Origin of the sequence: Gemmatimonas sp. (genome assembly GCF_021298855.1) — a bacterium.
In the GTDB taxonomy this organism is placed as follows: Bacteria; Gemmatimonadota; Gemmatimonadetes; order Gemmatimonadales; family Gemmatimonadaceae; genus Gemmatimonas.
The window spans coordinates 1-17,657 of record NZ_JAJTHI010000004.1; the positions used below are offsets into that span (position 1 = coordinate 1).

Consider the following 17,657-nt stretch of genomic DNA (forward strand, 5'->3'; position numbering starts at 1 on the left):
CGGCGACCGCAGCAAGGATGTACTGCGACAGCGTGGAGCCCTTGGCCTTGGCCACGCGCTCCGCGTGACGCTTGAGCAGCGCAGGCATGCGCGTCTCGAACCGCTCGTCCTGCGGGCTGTCGAGATAGGCGCGAATGGCTGGCGATGTCATGGATACCTCCTGTTTGATCTGGCTAGCGAGTATGTCCGTACACTATACGGACATCAGCGGAACCGCAAGCTCCGCACGAAGGCGCGGGCACCGTAGGCGGACCGCTTCATACGACGAGCCATATCGCACGAGCCCGTCATAACGCCTCCGCTCGCCAGCGCGTATTTCTCCGGAACCCCTCCTTTCCGTGCCCCCGGAGCCCGCATGTCCCGTCGTATCCCCCTGCCCTTCGCCGCGCTGCTGCTGGCCGCAGCGCCACTTTCCGCGCAACAGGCGCCCGCCGCCAACGGCTGGGACCCGCAACAGGTCCTGCGCACGGAAACCTTCGTCAAGCCGCCGGCCAACATCGAGCGCATGATCATGGCGCCGCGCGTGGACATCTCGTTCACGAACCCGAGCCCGGACGCGCGCTGGTTCCTGCGCACGAGTGGCGCCGACCGCGGGGACATCAAGGCGTACGGCGCCCCGCACATCTGGCTGGGCGGGCTGCAGATCGACACGCGCGCCAATCGTGCGCGCAGTGTGACCACCAGCACGCGCACGGGCATCGTGCTCGTGGACCCACGCACCGGCGCCGAGCGCAAGATCGCCGCGCCCGCGGGTACCACGATTTCGTCGCCCGTGTGGTCGCCGCGCGGGACGCATGTGGCGTACCTGGTGAACTTTCCCACGGCCAGCTACGTGCATGTGCTCGACGTGGCGAACGGCCGCAGCACCCGGCTCAGCGAGCGTCCGCTGCTGGCCACGCTGGTGACCGACGTGGACTTCACCGCCGACGGCCGCCACGTGGTAGCCGTATTGGTGCCCGCCAATCGCAGCGCGGCTCCCGTGCTGGGGGGCGACGGCGTCGCCGACGGTCCCGATGTGCGGCTTACCGAGTCGCGTGCCGTGCCGCAGCCGGTGCACTTCTCCCTGCTGGCCAACCCGCACGAGAAGCGGTTGCTGCAGTACCACACCACCGGGCAGGTGGTGCTCATCGACGTGCGCACCCGGGCGCTCAAGACCGTGGGGGCGCCGGCGATGGTGCGCAACGTGGACGCCTCGCACGACGGTCAGTTCCTGCGCGTGACGCGCATGACGGAGCCGTTCTCGTACCTCGTGCCGGTGAGCAGCTTCGGGGGCGTGCAGGAGCTGTGGGATGCCTCAGGCAAGGTGGTGGCCACCCTGGCACGCACGCCCCTGCGCGAGAGTGGGCGTGACGGTGGCGACGCGGCGCCCGCCGTAGCGGCGGCGAGCGATACGGGCAAGCGCAACATGCAGTGGAACCCCATTGGCCCCGGATTGCTCTACGTGCAGAACGTGCCCGCCCCCGCAGCGCCCGCCACGCCGCCCGCGAACGGTCGCAGCGGCGCGGAGGGTGGCCCGAGTGCGCGCGCCGGTGCCGCGCCCGTGCAGGTGCGGGCCCCGCGCGGGCAGGTGGTGGTGTGGAAGGCGCCGTACGGCCCCAACGACACCACGGTGCTGTACCGCGGCGGCCCGCAGCTGGGCACCGTGCTCTTCAGCCTCGACAGCAGCACCATGTTCGTGAGCGACAGCGGCGCCGTGATTGCCGTGCGTGTGAACAACCCGACCGAACGCTGGAACCTCGGCCGCAACGTGTCCTTGCCGGTCACCATCACGGCGTTTGGTGGCGCCGGCTTTGGTGGCGGCCGCAGCAGCAGCGACAGCACCGCCGGCACCCTGGTGAGCCGCAAGGTGGGCAACGCCACGTACGTGGTGCTGGGTACCGACGGCAAGCAGGTGGCGCTCACCGGCACGCGCGCGCCCGGCGCCAACTGGTACAAGCAGGCGCCGCGTCCGTGGCTCGACCGCATGGACATCACCACGAAGGTCCGCACGCGGCTCATGGACTCGCCGGCCGATGTGTACGAGGAGTTCATGGCGCCGCTCGACCGTGACCTGCAGCAGTTCATCGTCACGCGGGAGAATCGTACGACGATCACCGATGCGTGGCTGCGCACCGCCAGCAGCACCGAGGCGAAGCAGCTCACGAAGAACGTGGACGTGGGGCCCGAAGTGAGTGGCGCGCAGTTCCGGCGCTTCCAGGTCACGCGTCCGCGCGACGGCACGAAGTACTGGGTGGAGGTCACGCTGCCCCGTGACTGGAAGCCAGGCAACCGACTCCCCGGCATCATCTGGTTCTATCCGCGCGAGTACAGCACGCTCACGGCGTACGAGCAGTCACGGCAGAGCGCAAACATCAATGCGTTTCCCGCCGTGCCGTCGGCCCGCCCAGCGTCCAGCATGCAGCTGTGGGTGAGCCAGGGCTACGCGTTCATCCAGCCCGATATCCCCATTTACGGCGAAGCCGGGCGCATGAATGACAACTACACGCGCGACCTCGAGGAGAATCTCGACGCCGTGCTCGACGCCGCCGTGGACAGCGGCTTCGTGGACCGCGACAAGATGGGCATCGGCGGGCACAGCTACGGCGCCTTCAGCACCGTGAACGCCATGACGCTCATGCCCAACTTCAAGGCGGGCATTGCGGGCGACGGCATGTACAACCGCACGCTCACGCCCTTCGGCTTCCAGAGCGAGCGCCGCAACTTCTTCCAGGCGAAGGAGACGTACATGGACATGTCGCCGTTCCTGCGCGCCGACAAACTGGCGGGGGCGCTGCTGCTCTACCACGCCTGGGAGGACCAGAATCAGGGCACCGCGCCCATGAGCTCCACGCGGCTCTTTGCCGCGCTGCAGGGGCTGGGCAAGCCGGCCGCGCTGTACATGTATCCGTACGAGGATCACAGCGTGGCCACCTACGCCAGCGACCTCGATCTGTGGGCGCGGTGGGTGGCGTGGATGGATGTGCACGTGAAGAACGGCGGCAAGGTGGAGGCGGTGAGGGCGGTGCAGCCGTAACCACCGGCCACTCGACACCCGGAACCGGCAACCCGCAACCCGCAATCCGATACTCCCGGCGGTTCACACGGATCGTGCCCCACGCAATCTCTTGTGAATCAACGGGAGTTTCGGGTTTCGAGTTTCGGGTTTCGAGTGGCGGGTGGCGGGTGGCTTCACCTCGTGCATTGCTCCAGCATGGCGATACCCCCCACCTACTTCCCCACCCCCGCTGCCTTCCGCGCGTGGCTGGCCAAGCACCATGGCACGGCCACCGAACTGCTCGTCGGCTACCACAAGGTCAGCACGGGTGTGCCCAGCATGACGTGGACCGAAAGCGTGCGCGAGGCGCTCTGCTTCGGGTGGATTGACGGTATCCGCCGACGTGTGGATGACTCGCGCTACACCATTCGCTTCACCCCGCGCAAGAAGGGCAGCATCTGGAGCGCGGTGAATGTGCAGCATGTACAAGTGCTGATCGCCGCCGGGCGCATGCAGCCGGCGGGGCTCCGGGCGTTCGAGGCACGGACGAATGCGAAGTCGGGGGTGTACTCGTTCGAGCGGGACACGGCCGAGCTGCCGGCGCCGTTCATCGCCGCGTTCAGCAAGCGGAAGCAGGCGTGGGCGTGGTTTTCGGCGAGCGCGCCCAGCTACCGCAAGGCCGCGATCTGGTGGGTGGTGAGCGCGAAGCGCGAGGAGACGCGGGAGCGGCGGTTGCAGCAGCTCATGCAGTGCTCGGCGGAGAGGGTGCGGCTGCCGCACTTGACGCCGAGTCAGCGGTAGGCTGTGGGCCGTCGATACTGAAGACTGAAGAGTTTCGCTACGTACTTCGAACGCCCCGCCCCCTCGAGATCTCCCTCCGAAGAGAGGCCTCGCCGGCCTCGCGGAGTTCGTAGTGCATAGTTGTAGTCTTCAGTTGTCAGTCCTACCCCTTTTCGACTCGGTCCTATATTGCACCAATGACCGAACCTCTCACGGCTCCCATCCCCGGCTTCCGGCCCGTTCCGCGCACCGGGGTCATTTATGTCATGGACCGCGCGCGTGAACTGGGCTTTCGCGCCGGCGCCGAGGGGTGGTGCAACCTGGGGCAAGGGCAGCCGGAAACGGGCGCGCTCCCCGGCGCGCCGGCCCGCCCCAGCGATGTGACAATCAGCGCCGACGACTACGAGTATGCGCCGGTGGGGGGTATCGATGCGCTGCGGCGCGCCGTGGCCAACCTGTACAACCAGCGCTATCGCCAGGGCAAGGCCAGCCAGTACGGGCCCGAGAACGTGTGCATCTGCGGCGGTGGGCGTTCGTCGCTCACGCGCGTCGTGGCCTCACTCGGCAACGTGAACCTGGGGCACGTGCTCCCCGACTACACGGCGTACGAGGAGCTGCTGGAAATCTTCGGGACGTTCAGCGCCATCCCGCTGCTGCTCGAGCCGGAGGCCGGGTACGCGCTGAGCACCAAGAACCTGCGGCGCGAAATTCTGGGGCGCGGACTGGGGGCGCTGCTGCTCTCCAACCCCGCCAATCCCACGGGGCGTGTGCTGCGCGGCAGCGCGCTCAACGCGTGGGTACACGAAGCGCGCGAACTCAAGTGCACGCTGGTGCTCGACGAGTTCTACTCCCACTACCTGTGGGATGAGGGGCTCGTGGAAGGCGCGACGGTGAGTGCCGCCGAGTTCGTGGACGACGTGAACAGCGACCCGGTGGTCATTCTCGATGGGCTCACCAAGGGGTGGCGCTGCCCCGGCTGGCGACTCAGCTGGATCGTGGGGCCGGCCAGTGTGATCGAAGCGGTCACCAGCGCCGGCAGCTTTCTCGACGGCGGCGGCAATCGCCCGCTGCAGGAAGCGGCGTGCGACCTGCTGGAACCCGCACGCGCACGGCAGGAGGTGGTGGCCATCCATCAGGCCTTCGCCCGCAAGCGGCGCCTGCTCATTGATGGCCTGCGCGCCGCCGGGCTCACCGTGGAGCACGAACCCGACGGAGGGTTTTACGTCTGGGCCAGTGTGGCCTCACTGCCGGCACCGCTCAACGACGGCGAAGCGTTCTTCGAAGCGGCGCTGCGGGAGCGCGTCATCACCGTGCCCGGGCTCTTTTTCGACATCAACCCCGGCAAGCGGCGCGCGAATCATACCTCGCGCTTCACCCAATACATGCGCTTCAGCTTCGGTCCCGACGAGATTGCCGTGGGCGAAGCGGTAACGCGGCTGCAGCGGATCGTGCGCGACGGCCGCTAGCGTCGCTCGGCGTGGCTGGCGTGAGGCCGGGCTGAACGGCCGGGCTGGCATAGGGTGAACTGATCGGGGGAGAATCGGAGAAAAGGAGAACGGACAAGTGGCAGGGTAGACTTGATTCCTATTTAGTGTAGCCTAATTTCTTGTTATGACCCGACACATTACCATTCTTTGCCTCCTCTTACCTGCCTCGGCGGCCGCCCAGGCCCGCCCCGACTCGGCCACCCGCACACGCGCCGACAGCGCCCGGGCTGACAGCGCGCGCGCCCTGCCCACCATGCAGGTCACCGCGTCGGCCGTGGCCACCGACGCCCGCCGCGTGGCCCAGCCCACCGCCATTCTCGACGGCACGGCCCTGCGTCGCACCCAGGGCGCCTCGCTCGGCGAAACCATGGAGCTCATCCCCGGCGTGCGATCGCTCTCCATGACCACCGGAATCGGCAAGCCGGTCATTCGCGGGCTCACCAACAACCGGGTCGTGACCCTGGCCAATGGCCAGCGTACCGAGACCCAACAGTGGGGGCACGACCATTCTCCCAACGTGGAGAGTGCCGACGCCGAGCGGCTGGAAGTGGTGAAGGGCCCGGCCAGCGTGCTGTATGGCAGCGACGCGCTGGGGGGTGTGGTGAACGTGGTGCGGCGCAAGCTGCCCAGCGCTGAGGGGGCGCAGAACGTGACACGGGGGCGGATGGCGCTGGCCTACAACTCCGCCAACCTGGCGCCCACCGCCACACTCACCGGAGAAGGCGCCCGTGGGGCGTTTGGCTGGCGGGTGTCCGGCACGGGCCGACGCGCGGAGGATCTGCGTACCCCCACCGGCCCGCTCTTCAACAGCGGCAATCGCACCGGCTACCTCGAGGCGGCCGGCGGCTACCATGGCAAGTCGCGCGATGTGGAGCTCACCGTCTCCAGTCGCGACGAAACCATTCGCATTGCCGACGACCCGGTGAGTTCGCCCGACTACACCGGACGCCAGCGCATCCGCACGGAGCGGTTCACCGTCGAAAGCAACGCGCGTCGCGGGGCGCACCGCCTGCACATGCAGGCCGGCTACGAAAGCAACCGCCGCAGCGAGTTCGAGGATGCCACCACCCGTGACGTGACGCTGGGGCTGCACTCCCGCACGGCGATCGCGTTTGCGAACTGGCATCACGCCCCGTGGCGCGGCGTCACGGGGGTGGTGGGCACGCAGCTGCAGCACACCGATTTCCGCACCTTCGGCGAGGAAACGCTCATCCCCGACAACACCGCACAGGCCGTTGGCGTGTACGCGTTGCAGCAGAAGACGGTGGGCGACTGGTCGCTCTCCGGCGGTGCCCGCTACGACTGGCGCACCCTGGACACTCCGGGCAATGACGTGCTGCAGCTGGCGGCCACCTCACGCCGATTCGACGCACTCACCGGCACGGCCGGCGTGGTGTACAAGGCCACCGCGCCGGTGTCAGTGGCGTTGAACGTGGCGCGCGGCTTTCGGGCACCCAGCGCCAGCGACCTGTTTGCCAACGGCTTTCACGAAGGCACGCGCGCCTTCGAGATCGGCCGCGCCGACCTGCGCGTGGAAACGAGCCTCAACACCGATCTGGGGGTGCGGCTGCGCACCTCGCGGGTATTCGGTGAAGTGACAGGCTATGTGAACCGCATTCGCGATTACATCTACCTGGCGCCGGTGGGGCTCCCCGGTCGCGCCCTCGACTCGCTCGAGGTGCGTCAGGGCAACGCGCGGCTCGTGGGGGCGGAAGCCGCGCTGACCGCGCTGCTGGCCGGCGGGTTCAGCGCCAACGTGACCGGCGATATGGTGCACGCCACCAATACCACCGATCGCACCGCCCTGCCCTTCGTGCCGCCCCTGCGCACCACTGGTACGCTGCGGTGGGACGAAGCTGGGGGTCACGGACGGTCGTTCGCGGTGACCGGTGAATGGAATGCGCGTCAGACGCGCGTGTTCCGCGACGATTTCGCGCCATCGGCGTGGGGAGCGCTGCACCTGAGCACCGGCTTCAGCCGCCTCACCAGCCGCGGCCTCGTGCACGTGGACCTCTCGGTGCGCAACGCCACCAACGCGCGCTACCGCGACTTCATGTCGCGCTACAAGGAGTTTGCCAATGCCGCCGGGCGCGCCCTCGTGCTGCGGGTGACCACCGACCTGTAGGGCGGGCCCGCCCCACACCATCCGGCTGGCGCGCACGTAGAATGCAGCATGCACACTTCCATTCTCCGTGGCGTCGCGCGTGGCCTGACCGCGGCCCTCCTGCTTCTGCCGGCACCGGGTCAGGCCCAGTCCGCCCCCGCCTGGGCCCCCGTGCTCGACTCCGTGGTGAACGCCGCCCTGGCCACCTCACGGGCTCCCGGCGCCACCGTGGCCGTGGTGCACAACGGGCGGCTCGTGTACGCCAGGGGCTACGGCCTGGCCAACGTGGAAACGCGGCAGCCCATGACCGCCGACATGCTGCTGCGCGTGGGGTCGGTGACCAAGATGTTCACCGGCGCCATGCTCGCGTCGCTGGCGGAGCAGGGGCAGATCGACATGGGCGCCCCCATCAGTCGCTACGTCACGTCGCTGGCCGGCAAGCGCGTGGGGACGGTGAGTACGCATCAGCTCATGACGCACAGCGCCGGGTGGATCGACAACGCGGTGGCGTACGGGCGCATGGGCGAGGGCGCCCTGGGGGAGGTGATGCGGGAGGTCGGCGACACGCTCTTCTTCACCGACGCGGGGCGCACCTTCAGCTACTCCAACCCCAGCATCAGCATGGCGGGGTATGTGGGAGAATTGGCGGGCGACAAGCGGTTCGCCACGCTGGTCGCGGAGCGGGTGCTGCGCCCTGTCGGTATGCCCCTCAGCACCTTCAAGCCGCTCGAGGCGCTCACGTGGCCCACCGCCATGGGGCACCTGGCCGGGGCCAACACCCCGCCCACCATCGTGCGGCCGTTCACCGAGAATACGGCGCAGTGGGCCGCCGGCTTTCTCTTCTCGAGTGCACCCGAGCTGGCGCGCTTCACCATGGCGCTCATGAACGACGGTGAACTGGACGGGGCACGGGTGTTCCCCCAAGGAGTGATCCGGCGCCTGACCACGGGCTACGTGCCACATCCCGGAGGCAGCGGGCTCGATTCGGCCATGTACGCCTATGGTCTGGTCGTTGGACGCACGGCGCTCTTTGGCCGCTCGGAGCGAGTGTGGACGCACGGCGGATCGATCAACGGCTACAATGCCGACGTGTACATGCTCCCCGAGCGCCAGACCGCCGTCGTGACGCTGGTGAACGGGCCGGGCAGTGGCATTGCCGGCATTCGCCTCAAGGCGCTGGAATTGGCGCTGGCCACCACACCGCAGGGACGTCCGGCCACCGCCACCCGTGAACTCACCGCCGCCGAACGCGCCCAGCTTGTGGGGCGCTACGCCATGGGACGCAGGGTGGTGGAGGTCAGGGAGGCCGAGGGTGGGCTGGTTCTCGTACAGGACGGGATGTCCGTGCCCCTGTTGCGCGGTGGTGACAACGAAATCGTAGGACGCGCGCCGGCAACGGTGCGCATGCACACCCGCGTGGAGAACGGGAAGGTGGCCTACCTGTACAGCGGTTCGCGAGCGCTGGCACGGCAACCGTGAGCCGGGGCGGCCGCGCGGTGGCCAACGCATGATCGACCCGTCGCTCACCACGCCGTTCCTCGTGGCGTCGGCCGTTCCCGTCGACGCCCCGCATCGTTCGGGCACGCTCGAGGCCGCACGGGCCCTGCTGGCGTCGCAGCCGGCGCTCACGGAACACAGTGTGTACGCCGCTGCCGTGACGGGCAACGCTCCCCTCGTACGGCAGTGGCTGCAACACGATCCCACACTCGCCACAACCCACGGCGGTCCCCACCACTGGGATCCCCTCACGTGGTGCTGCTTTTCCCGCTGGCTGCGTGACGAGCCGTCGCGGCATGCCGAGTTCGTGGAGGTCGCCCGGGTGCTGCTCGAGGCCGGGGCGCCGGCGAACACCGGATTCATGGATCACACGCACGGCGAAACGCCACAGCGGGAGAGTGCGCTGTATGGCGCCGCCGGGGTGGCCTTCTGCGCCCCGCTCACGGCGCTGCTGCTGGCGCACGGCGCCGACCCGAACGACGAGGAGGTACCGTATCATGCCGCCGAGCAGTATGCGCATGACGTCGTGGCTGCGCTGCTGGCAGCACCGGTACCGCTCACGCGCGACAGCCTGGCCACCATGCTGCTGCGCGCTGCGGACTGGCATGATGACACCGGCGTGGCACTGCTGCTGCAGCATGGGGTGCTCCCCGATCATCCGGGCCGCTGGCCACACTCGCCGTTCGTGCAGGCCGTGCGGCGCGACAACGAGGCGCGCATCGTGGAGCGGATGCTGGAAGCGGGCGCCGACCCGCAGCGGCGGTTCGGGGAGGTAACGGCGCTGGAGCTGGCGGCATGGCACGGGCGCACCGACCTGCTGCAGCGGTTCGCCGAGCGCGGCGTGCCACTGCCCGACGAGGGGCTCGCGGCGGTGGCGGTGGATGTCACCCTGGGCGATGCCCATGCGGCGCGGGCGCGATTGTCCCGCGACACCATGGTGCGCGAGGCCTTCCTGGCCCGCGCCGCGGCCTTTGCCTGTCGCGCCGCCGGCAACGGCATGCTGGCGCCATTGGGTGTGCTGCTGCAGTGGCTCCCCACCGTGGATGCACGGTGGGCGGAGGGCGACGGCTACTGGGACATCGCCCCCCACAGTACGCCGCTGCATGTGGCGGCCTGGCGCGCGCAGCACGCCGTGGTGCGGCTGCTCATCGAGGCGGGGGCCGACGTGCATACGCGGGACGGCCGGGGGCGCACCCCCTTGCAGCGGGCCGTCGCCGCCTGCGTGGACTCATACTGGACGGACCGCCGACAGCCCGAGTCGGTGCGGGCGCTGCTGGAGGCGGGGGCAAGTGCCGAGGGTATTGCGCTTCCAACTGGCTACGACGCGATCGACGCGTTGCTCGCGCGGCGAACGTCTCGAACGGGCTGACAGACGGTGAAAGCCCATCGGAGGTCACGGAGCCGCTGAGGCGCGGAGAAAAGCCTTGATGGTTCTTCGTGCCTCCCGCTCCCCCGCCGTACCCCGACGGGCTGCTCTCCGTGGCTCCGTGCCTCCGACGAGCCGTTCTCGGTGCCTCTCGGCTTCACCCCGGATGCATGTACGCCGCGAACAGCTGGACCATGTCGGGGGGAATACGGATAATGCGCCCGGTTTCGCGCGAGAGCAGCGTCCAGATGGAGCGCCCGCGGCAGAGCACATGATCGTCGGAGGTGCGCACGATTTCGGTGAGGCGCTCGAAGCGGCGGGAATCGACGGTCCCAATCCAGGTGCGCGCCACGATGGGGTCGCCGAGCAGCGCCTCCCGGCGGTAGTCGATCTCGTGGCGTGTGGCCACCCACCCGTAGGCGTCCTTCATTCCCTGAGGGGCGCTCACGTTCCAGTGTTCGAGCGCCACATCGAAGATCCACTGCAGGTAGACCACATTGTTCACGTGGTCGTTGTCGTCGATATCCTGCGGCCGGACTTCAATGGGGATCTCGAAGACCTGCAGGCCATGCTTGGCGAATGACATGAAGAAAAGCGGAAGGAGACGCGACGCGGGCCTTGAGCAACCCGTGTCCATGACGGAATTTAGCGCATGCGATTCTCCTCGGGACGCGCCCTGCGCGATCAGCCGGCCCACGCCGTGACCTTCTTCGGCATGTCGGGCGTCGGCAAAACCACGCTGGCCGGGCTGCTGCAGAAGCACGACTGGTTCCAGTACTCGGTCGACTACCGCATTGGCACGCGGTACATGGGCGAGCACATCGTGGACAACTTCAAGCGCGAGGCCATGAAGGTCCCCTTCCTGCGCCAGCTGCTGCGCTCCGACTCCATCTACATCCGCTCGAACATCTCGTTCGAGAATCTGAGCCCGCTGTCCACATACCTGGGGAAGCCCGGCAACGAAGCGCAGGGGGGAATTCCCTTTGCCGAATACAAGCGCCGTCAGGCGCAGCACCGGCAGGCGGAGATCCGCGCGCTGCTCGACGTGCCGGAGTTCATCGAGCGCGCCACCGACATCTACGGCTACGCGCACTTCGTGTGTGATTCCGGTGGGAGTCTCTGCGAGGTGGTGGATCCCTTCGATGAACAGGATGCCGTGCTGCAGTGCCTGAGCGCGCACACCATGCTGGTCTACATTCGCGGCACGGCCAGCCACACGCGCATGCTGGTGGAGCGGTTCCGGAAGCACCCCAAGCCCATGTACTACAACCCGGCGTTCCTCGACGCCAAATGGGCGGAGTACAAGGCGGCGCGCGGCATTGACGCCGACGACCAGGTGGATCCCGACGACTTTGCCGTGTGGGGATTCGAGCAGCTGCTCGCCCACCGCATTCCGCTCTATGAAGCCATCGCCGAACGGTATGGGTACGTGATCGACATGGAGGCGGTGCCGGACGTGAAGACCGAAGACGACCTGCTGGCGCTGCTGGCGCGCACCATCGACACCAGCGTGGGTGGTACGGACCGCCGTCGCGAGGAGCGCGCATGAGCGGCGGCGTCACGAGCAGTCCGTCGCGGCTGCGATCGATCATCGGCGGCAGCATCGGCAACCTGGTGGAGTGGTACGACTGGTACGCCTATTCGGCGTTCTCCCTCTACTTCGCCAAGAGCTTCTTCCCACCGGCCAGCCAGACGGCGCAGCTGCTCAACACGGCGGCGGTGTTTGCCGTGGGCTTCTTCATGCGTCCCATTGGCGGATGGCTCATGGGGCGCTACGCCGACCGGCATGGCCGGCGCGCGGCGCTGACGTTCAGCGTCATCCTCATGTGCGCGGGGTCGCTGCTCATTGCCGTCACGCCCAGCTATGCCACCATTGGTCTGGCAGCCCCGGCGCTACTGCTCTTCGCGCGGCTGCTGCAGGGACTGAGCGTGGGCGGCGAGTACGGCGCCAGCGCCACCTACCTGAGCGAAATGGCCGGCCAGCGGCACCGCGGTTTCTGGTCGAGCTTCCAGTACGTCACGCTCATTGGCGGCCAGCTCATTGCGCTGGCGGTACTGCTGGTCATCCAGCGCTACCTCGACAAACCGGCCATTGAAGCCTGGGGCTGGCGCATTCCCTTCGTGATTGGCGCGTTGTGCGCGGTGGTGGCCATCTGGCTGCGCCGCAGCATGGAGGAAACCTCCGACTTCGAAAAGGACCGCGCATCGCGCCCGCAGGCCAGCGCCGCCGCCACGATTCGCGGGCTCATGGAGCACCCCCGCGCCGTGCTCACGGTGGTGGGGCTCACGGCCGGTGGCACGGTGGCCTTCTACACCTTCACCACGTACGCGCAGAAGTTCCTGGTGAACACCGTGGGCTTTACCGCGCAGCAGGCCACCTTCATCAACGCGGTGACGCTGCTGGTGTACCTCTGCCTCCAGCCCATCGTGGGGGCCGTTTCCGATGTGGTGGGCCGCCGGCCCGTGCTCACCGCCTTCGGCATCGCGGGCTCGCTGGGCACCATTCCGCTGTTCCGCGCCCTCGAGAGCACGCAGAGCGTGAGCGGCGCCATCTGGCTGCTGCTGGCCGCGCTGACCGCCGTGAGCGGGTACACGGCCATCAATGCCGTGGTGAAGGCCGAGCTGTTCCCCACCAGCATCCGCGCCCTCGGCGTGGGCTTTCCGTACGCCGTGACCGTGGCGCTGTTCGGCGGCACCGCCGAGTACATCGCGCTCTACTTCAAGAACATCGGGCGCGAGAGCTGGTTCTACTACTACGTGACCGGCTGCATCGTGTGCTCACTGCTCGTCTACGCGACCATGCGCGAATCGTCGAAGCTGGGGCACATGAGCGAGTGAATCTCCGAGCGTCGCGCGGGCGCGGGGAACAACAGCGTCATGTCTGAAAGCGTCACGTCTGACGGCGTCATGATGACGACCGAACCGGTAACAGCGGGAACCCCCGGTCGCAGTCTCCGCTACCGCAGTGACCGGTCCGGCCGTCTTCCATGACCCATGACGCCGTTTCCCATGACGCTTTCTCCCGCCGTCCCCCCCGCTGCCGCAGTTACCGGTCCGGCCGTCTCCCATGACCCATGACGCCGTTTCCCATGACGCTTTCTCCCGCCGTCCCCCGCCCCCGTCACGGCCTCCAGACGGCGTCCCCTGACGCGTTCCCGGCCCGGTCCACCGCGTTCACGACGATGCCGTCCACACCGGCGGCGGGCACCTCGACGGTAGTCTGGGCAATGGACACGAGCCGCTGACGCCACACGCTGTTGGCGCGCCAGCGCACCAGGTACCACCAGCTGTCGGCGCTCCCCGGCGAGAGGGAGACGGTGTGGCCGGTGGTCCCGACCGCCACGCGAATCACAGGCGTTGCGGGAGGCGCGGCATCGAGCCAGGGGCTGGCAGGCGGAATGGCACCGCTGGCGTACAGCCCACCCGCCAGCGTGGTGGCAAAGCCGCCCAGATTGTTGCGGACGCTGCTGGCGTTGTACAGAATGCTGCCGCTTGCCCCACCGCTGGCGGGGGTAGCGGCTCGCGTGAGCGCCACCTGCGAGGGGATTTCCGCCGCGTTGAACGGCGACACCCCGGTGCCGATGCGATACGACGCGAGCCCCGGCCAGAGATGACGGCGCATGCTGTTCTGCTGCGCCCACCAGTCCAACAGCGCCGGGAAACTCTGGCCGCTGCTGGCGATGCTCCAGTACAGCTGCGGCGCGAAGTAATCCACCCACCCGCTTTGCAGCCACCGGCGCGAGTCGGCAAAGATGGTCGTGAAGGCATCGAGCCCCACGATGCCGGCGGGATTGCCGGGGCGCCAGATGCCGAACGGACTCACCCCCACACGCGCCAGTGGCGAGACGGCGTGCGTCTCGCGGTAGAGCCGCTCGACAAAGCGGTTCACGTTGTCACGGCGCCAGTCACCCAACGACAGCGTGCCCCCGCCCTGCGTGTAGCGCCGGTAGGTGGCGCTGTCGGGAAAGCTCGTGCAGACGTCGGGGTACGGATAGAAGAAGTCGTCGATGTGCACCGCGTCCACGTCGTAACGGCGCACCACCTCGCGCACCACCGCAATGGCCTGATCGTGCACGGCCGGCTCCCCCGGATCGAACCAGAGCTGGCCGCACCGGCGCACCAGGTCGGGGCGTCGCACCGCGAAGTGCGACGGCGCCAGCCGCGCCGTGTCACTCAGATTGCCCGCGCGGAACGGGTTGAACCACGCGTGCAGTTCGAGCCCGCGCAGCCGCGCCTGCTGCACCGCAAAGGCGAGCGGGTCATAGCCCGGGTCGCCCCCCTGCGTGCCCGTGAGTACCCGTGCCCAGGGCTCGAGCGTGGAGGGGTACAGCGCGTCGCCCGCGGCGCGTACCTGCAGAATGACCGCGTTGAGCCCCGTCTGCTGCGCCACATCGAGCAGCAGCCCCAGTTCCGCCTGCTGCTGGGCGGCGGTGAGCCCGCTGCGCGATGGCCAGTCGATATTGGCCACCGTGGCGATCCACATGCCGCGGAATTCCCGCGCGATGGGCGGTACCGTGAACGCCACGGGCGGCGGCGGGGGCGGGGGTGGGGGCGGCGGCGTGCTCCCCCCGGCAGGGTCGGTGGTGGTCCCACCGCACGCGGCCGCACCGAGCATGGCCAGCGCCACGCCGGCGCGGCACGCGCGCCACTTCACTGCCCCTGCCCCAGTGAGAAGCCGGTCTGCCCGTCGAAGGTGTAGAGGTGCTCGGTCTTCACGAAGTCGAGGTCGGCGTTCCCCACCCGCATGAGCAGCGACAGCACCTGCGCGCGGGTGACCGTCTTGCCGGGGGGCGCCTGGAAGCGGCACCGCCAGTGATCGGTGCAGAACGTTTCCGGCAAGCCGTCCGGATACACCTTGACACCGCGATTGGTGACCATGGAGAGCGTGAGTCCGTCACCATCGAGCGCCGCGAGCTGCGGCCCCAGCACGTCGGGGCGCCCACGCCAGTGGAGAAACACATCCACTCCGGTGAGCTCCTTGCGCGACGGATGCAGCGTGGACACCCGCCCCGCCACGGCAATGGGCGAGCCGCCGGCGTACGCCACCGGCGCAAAGCGCTGCGGCACCCGGCCCAGCCGATCGATCACCGCCTGCGCAAACGCGTCGGTGCCCACCTTGAGCTCCGACACCTTCTCGTGGTAGATGTCGCCGGTGTGCACGCCATCTTCCAGCGTGGCCAGCCACGCGTTGTGGATCTTCTCGGCCACCTCGCCCTGGCCGATGTGCACCAGCATCATCACCGCGGCCAGCAGCAGCCCGCTGGGATTGGCGATGCCCTGCCCCGAGATGTCGGGGGCGCTGCCGTGGACCGCTTCGAACATGGCGCAATGGTCGCCGATGTTGGCCGACCCGCCCAGCCCCACCGAACCGGTCACCTCGGCCACGATGTCGGAGATGATGTCCCCGTAGAGATTGAGCGTGACGATGACATCGAACGTCTCGGGGCGCGTGGCCAGCCGCGCCGCCCCGATGTCAATGATCATGTGATCGCTGGCAATGTCCGGGTACTCCTTCGCGATCTCGTTGAAGACCTGGTGAAAGAGGCCGTCGGTGAGCTTCATGATGTTGTCCTTCGTCATGCATGTGACGCGCTTGCGGCCGTTCACGCGCGCGTACTCGAAGGCGTAGCGCACGATCTTCTCGCAGCCGGGGCGCGACACGAGCTTGAGGCACTGGTACACCTCGTCGCTCTGCCGGTGCTCGATGCCGGCGTAGAGGTCTTCCTCATTCTCGCGCACGATCACCACGTCCACCCCGGGGTGCTTCGTGGCCACGTAGGGGTCGTAGCTCACGCTGGGGCGTACGTTGGCGTAGAGGCCAAGCGTCTTGCGCACCGTCACATTGAGGCTCTTGAAGCCGCCGCCCTGCGGGGTGGTGATGGGCGACTTGAGAAACACCTTGGTGCGCCGGAGGCTGTCCCAGCTGGCCGCATCGATGCCGCTGGACTGCCCACGCTTGTAGACGGCCTCGCCGATTTCGATGGTTTCGGGGGCAATGCGCGCCCCGGCCGCCTCCAGCACACGGAGGGTGGCACGCATGATCTCGGGGCCGATGCCGTCGCCGTAGGCCACGGTAATGGGGACGTTCTGCATGGGTGGGAAAGGTCGGTGGGGGAGTGGGAAGTCCCGGAGGATGCCAAGCAGCACGCCGTCGTGCCAGTCCCTGCGGTGGGCGCCCCCCTTGCCCGTGGCGCCCGCGCCCCCCATCGTCGCCCCCCATGTCCGTCTCCCCGCCTCCGCCGGTTCCGGCCCCCCCCGTTCCGCCAGCGCCCCGTCTTCGCCTCGGCATCGATTTGGGGGGTACCAAGATCGAGGCCGTGGCCCTCGACCCTGGGGGCAGCGTCGTGGCTCGGCAGCGCGTCCCCACGCCACGTGACTACCTGGGTACGGTCCGGGCGTTGACCGACCTGGTCGCGGCGCTCGAGCGCCCCCTTGGTGTGCAGGCCACGGTGGGCATGGGTATTCCCGGGGTCGTGGTCCCCGAGACGGGGCTCGTGAAGAACGCCAACTCCACCTGGCTCATTGGGCAGCCGCTCAAGCGCGACCTCGAAGCGGCCCTCGCCCGCGAGGTACGCATCGAGAACGACGCCAACTGCTTCGCGCTCTCGGAAGCCAGCGACGGCGCGGCGGCCGGGGCCCGCGTGGTGTTCGGCGTGATCATGGGCACCGGCTGCGGCGGCGGCATCGTGGTCAACGGCCAGCTGCTGACCGGTCGCAACCTCATTGCCGGCGAATGGGGGCACAACCCGCTGCCGTGGCCGCAGCAGGACGAGATCCCCGGCCCCCCCTGCTACTGCGGCAAGCAGGGGTGCATCGAGACGTGGATCTCCGGCCCGGCGGTCGCGGCCGACCACACGCGTGTGACCGGCCAGGCGCTCACGGCACCAGAGATCATGGCGGCCGCATCGCGCGGGGAGCCGGGCGCCGTGGCCACACGCGCGCGCCTCGTGCACCGGGCGGCGCGCAGCCTGGCCACCATCATCAACGTGCTCGACCCCGATGTCATCGTGCTGGGAGGTGGCCTCTCGAACACCGACGGGTTGGCCGCCGATCTCGAGCGCGAGGTGGCACCGTGGGTCTTCTCCGACCGTGTGACCACGCGCGTGGTCGTGAACCAGCACGGCGATTCCAGCGGCGTGCGCGGCGCGGCGTGGTTGTGGGGGTGAGACCGGGTTCAGCAGACCGAGGCGTGCACGGTACTGACCTCCGGCAACCATCACGCGCGACTGCAAGCGCCCCGCCGTCCAAGTCGCGACCAGCCGCTTCAACAACCGACGACACCCCCCCGCCGGTCACGAGATCTCGCGCCTGGCGGGGAGTCGGTCGTGTGCAGAGCCGGTCGGCGGAGCGCGGTGACTAGTAACTAGTCATTAGTCGTTAGTCGTTAGTCATTAGTCACTAGTCATGAGTTACCAGTCACTAATCACTAGCAACTAATGGCAGGTAAGC

At 68.4% G+C, this 17,657-nt stretch carries 12 protein-coding genes; 9 read left to right on the plus strand and 3 right to left on the minus strand.

Annotation, left to right across the window (positions count from 1 at the left end; all coding sequences use genetic code 11):
- Positions 1-355: 355 nt before the first annotated feature.
- The 6 genes from LW840_RS00755 to LW840_RS00780 all read left to right on the plus strand — a co-directional run bounded on the left by LW840_RS00755 (position 356) and on the right by LW840_RS00780 (position 10,211).
- Positions 356-3,013: a prolyl oligopeptidase family serine peptidase gene (locus LW840_RS00755; protein ID WP_291276249.1), complete on the plus strand. Its 2,658-nt coding sequence runs from the start codon at positions 356-358 to the stop codon at positions 3,011-3,013.
- A 183-nt stretch (positions 3,014-3,196) separates the two neighbouring features.
- Positions 3,197-3,775, plus strand: a complete 579-nt coding sequence (locus tag LW840_RS00760) for a YdeI/OmpD-associated family protein (RefSeq protein WP_343213686.1) — start codon at positions 3,197-3,199, stop codon at positions 3,773-3,775.
- A 176-nt stretch (positions 3,776-3,951) separates the two neighbouring features.
- Positions 3,952-5,220: a pyridoxal phosphate-dependent aminotransferase gene (locus LW840_RS00765; protein WP_291276250.1), complete on the plus strand. Its 1,269-nt coding sequence runs from the start codon at positions 3,952-3,954 to the stop codon at positions 5,218-5,220.
- A gap of 145 nt (positions 5,221-5,365) precedes the next feature.
- Positions 5,366-7,366 (plus strand): TonB-dependent receptor, encoded by a 2,001-nt coding sequence (locus LW840_RS00770; protein WP_291276251.1) that lies wholly within the window; start codon positions 5,366-5,368, stop codon positions 7,364-7,366.
- A gap of 48 nt (positions 7,367-7,414) precedes the next feature.
- The gene (locus tag LW840_RS00775; RefSeq protein WP_291276252.1) at positions 7,415-8,824 is read left to right on the plus strand and encodes a serine hydrolase domain-containing protein; all 1,410 of its coding nucleotides are present in this window, start codon (positions 7,415-7,417) and stop codon (positions 8,822-8,824) included.
- Positions 8,825-8,852: 28 nt separating this feature from the next.
- The gene (locus tag LW840_RS00780; RefSeq protein WP_291268543.1) at positions 8,853-10,211 is read left to right on the plus strand and encodes an ankyrin repeat domain-containing protein; all 1,359 of its coding nucleotides are present in this window, start codon (positions 8,853-8,855) and stop codon (positions 10,209-10,211) included.
- Between the two features lie 154 nt (positions 10,212-10,365).
- On the opposite strand, the gene LW840_RS00785 is transcribed toward LW840_RS00780, so the two are convergent.
- Positions 10,366-10,794, minus strand: a complete 429-nt coding sequence (locus LW840_RS00785) for a thioesterase family protein (protein WP_291263199.1) — start codon at positions 10,792-10,794, stop codon at positions 10,366-10,368.
- A 66-nt stretch (positions 10,795-10,860) separates the two neighbouring features.
- On the opposite strand from LW840_RS00785, the gene LW840_RS00790 reads away from it, so the two are divergent.
- Entirely contained in the window at positions 10,861-11,757 is an 897-nt protein-coding gene (locus tag LW840_RS00790) for an ATPase (protein WP_291263200.1), read from the plus strand.
- Positions 11,754-13,046: an MFS transporter gene (locus LW840_RS00795; protein WP_291273394.1), complete on the plus strand. Its 1,293-nt coding sequence runs from the start codon at positions 11,754-11,756 to the stop codon at positions 13,044-13,046. The genes LW840_RS00790 and LW840_RS00795 overlap by 4 nt, the downstream gene beginning before the upstream one ends.
- Positions 13,047-13,329: 283 nt before the next feature.
- Here the strand turns inward: LW840_RS00795 and LW840_RS00800 are convergent, their stop codons facing one another.
- Together LW840_RS00800 and LW840_RS00805 are read right to left on the minus strand one after the other, a co-directional pair.
- Positions 13,330-14,733 (minus strand): family 10 glycosylhydrolase, encoded by a 1,404-nt coding sequence (locus tag LW840_RS00800; RefSeq protein WP_291276253.1) that lies wholly within the window; start codon positions 14,731-14,733, stop codon positions 13,330-13,332.
- Between the two features lie 125 nt (positions 14,734-14,858).
- Positions 14,859-16,301 carry an NADP-dependent isocitrate dehydrogenase gene (locus LW840_RS00805; RefSeq protein ID WP_291263369.1) on the minus strand — a complete coding sequence of 481 codons (1,443 nt, stop codon included), beginning with the start codon at positions 16,299-16,301 and terminating at the stop codon, positions 14,859-14,861.
- Between the two features lie 125 nt (positions 16,302-16,426).
- Between LW840_RS00805 and LW840_RS00810 the strand changes: the two genes are divergently transcribed.
- A complete protein-coding gene (locus LW840_RS00810) occupies positions 16,427-17,374 on the plus strand; it encodes an ROK family protein (RefSeq protein WP_291276254.1) in 948 nt (315 codons plus the stop codon).
- The last annotated feature ends 283 nt before the right edge of the window (positions 17,375-17,657 follow it).

What these genes read in the sequence shown, in the direction of transcription:
- LW840_RS00780 (WP_291268543.1), top strand. Translation starts at nt 8,853, where the DNA reads ATGATCGACCCGTCGCTCACCACGCCGTTCCTCGTGGCGTCGGCCGTT.
- LW840_RS00785 (WP_291263199.1), bottom strand. Translation starts at nt 10,794, where the DNA reads ATGTCATTCGCCAAGCATGGCCTGCAGGTCTTCGAGATCCCCATTGAA.
- LW840_RS00755 (WP_291276249.1), top strand. Translation starts at nt 356, where the DNA reads ATGTCCCGTCGTATCCCCCTGCCCTTCGCCGCGCTGCTGCTGGCCGCA.
- LW840_RS00770 (WP_291276251.1), top strand. Translation starts at nt 5,366, where the DNA reads ATGACCCGACACATTACCATTCTTTGCCTCCTCTTACCTGCCTCGGCG.
- LW840_RS00765 (WP_291276250.1), top strand. Translation starts at nt 3,952, where the DNA reads ATGACCGAACCTCTCACGGCTCCCATCCCCGGCTTCCGGCCCGTTCCG.
- LW840_RS00810 (WP_291276254.1), top strand. Translation starts at nt 16,427, where the DNA reads ATGTCCGTCTCCCCGCCTCCGCCGGTTCCGGCCCCCCCCGTTCCGCCA.
- LW840_RS00805 (WP_291263369.1), bottom strand. Translation starts at nt 16,301, where the DNA reads ATGCAGAACGTCCCCATTACCGTGGCCTACGGCGACGGCATCGGCCCC.
- LW840_RS00790 (WP_291263200.1), top strand. Translation starts at nt 10,861, where the DNA reads ATGCGATTCTCCTCGGGACGCGCCCTGCGCGATCAGCCGGCCCACGCC.
- LW840_RS00775 (WP_291276252.1), top strand. Translation starts at nt 7,415, where the DNA reads ATGCACACTTCCATTCTCCGTGGCGTCGCGCGTGGCCTGACCGCGGCC.
- LW840_RS00795 (WP_291273394.1), top strand. Translation starts at nt 11,754, where the DNA reads ATGAGCGGCGGCGTCACGAGCAGTCCGTCGCGGCTGCGATCGATCATC.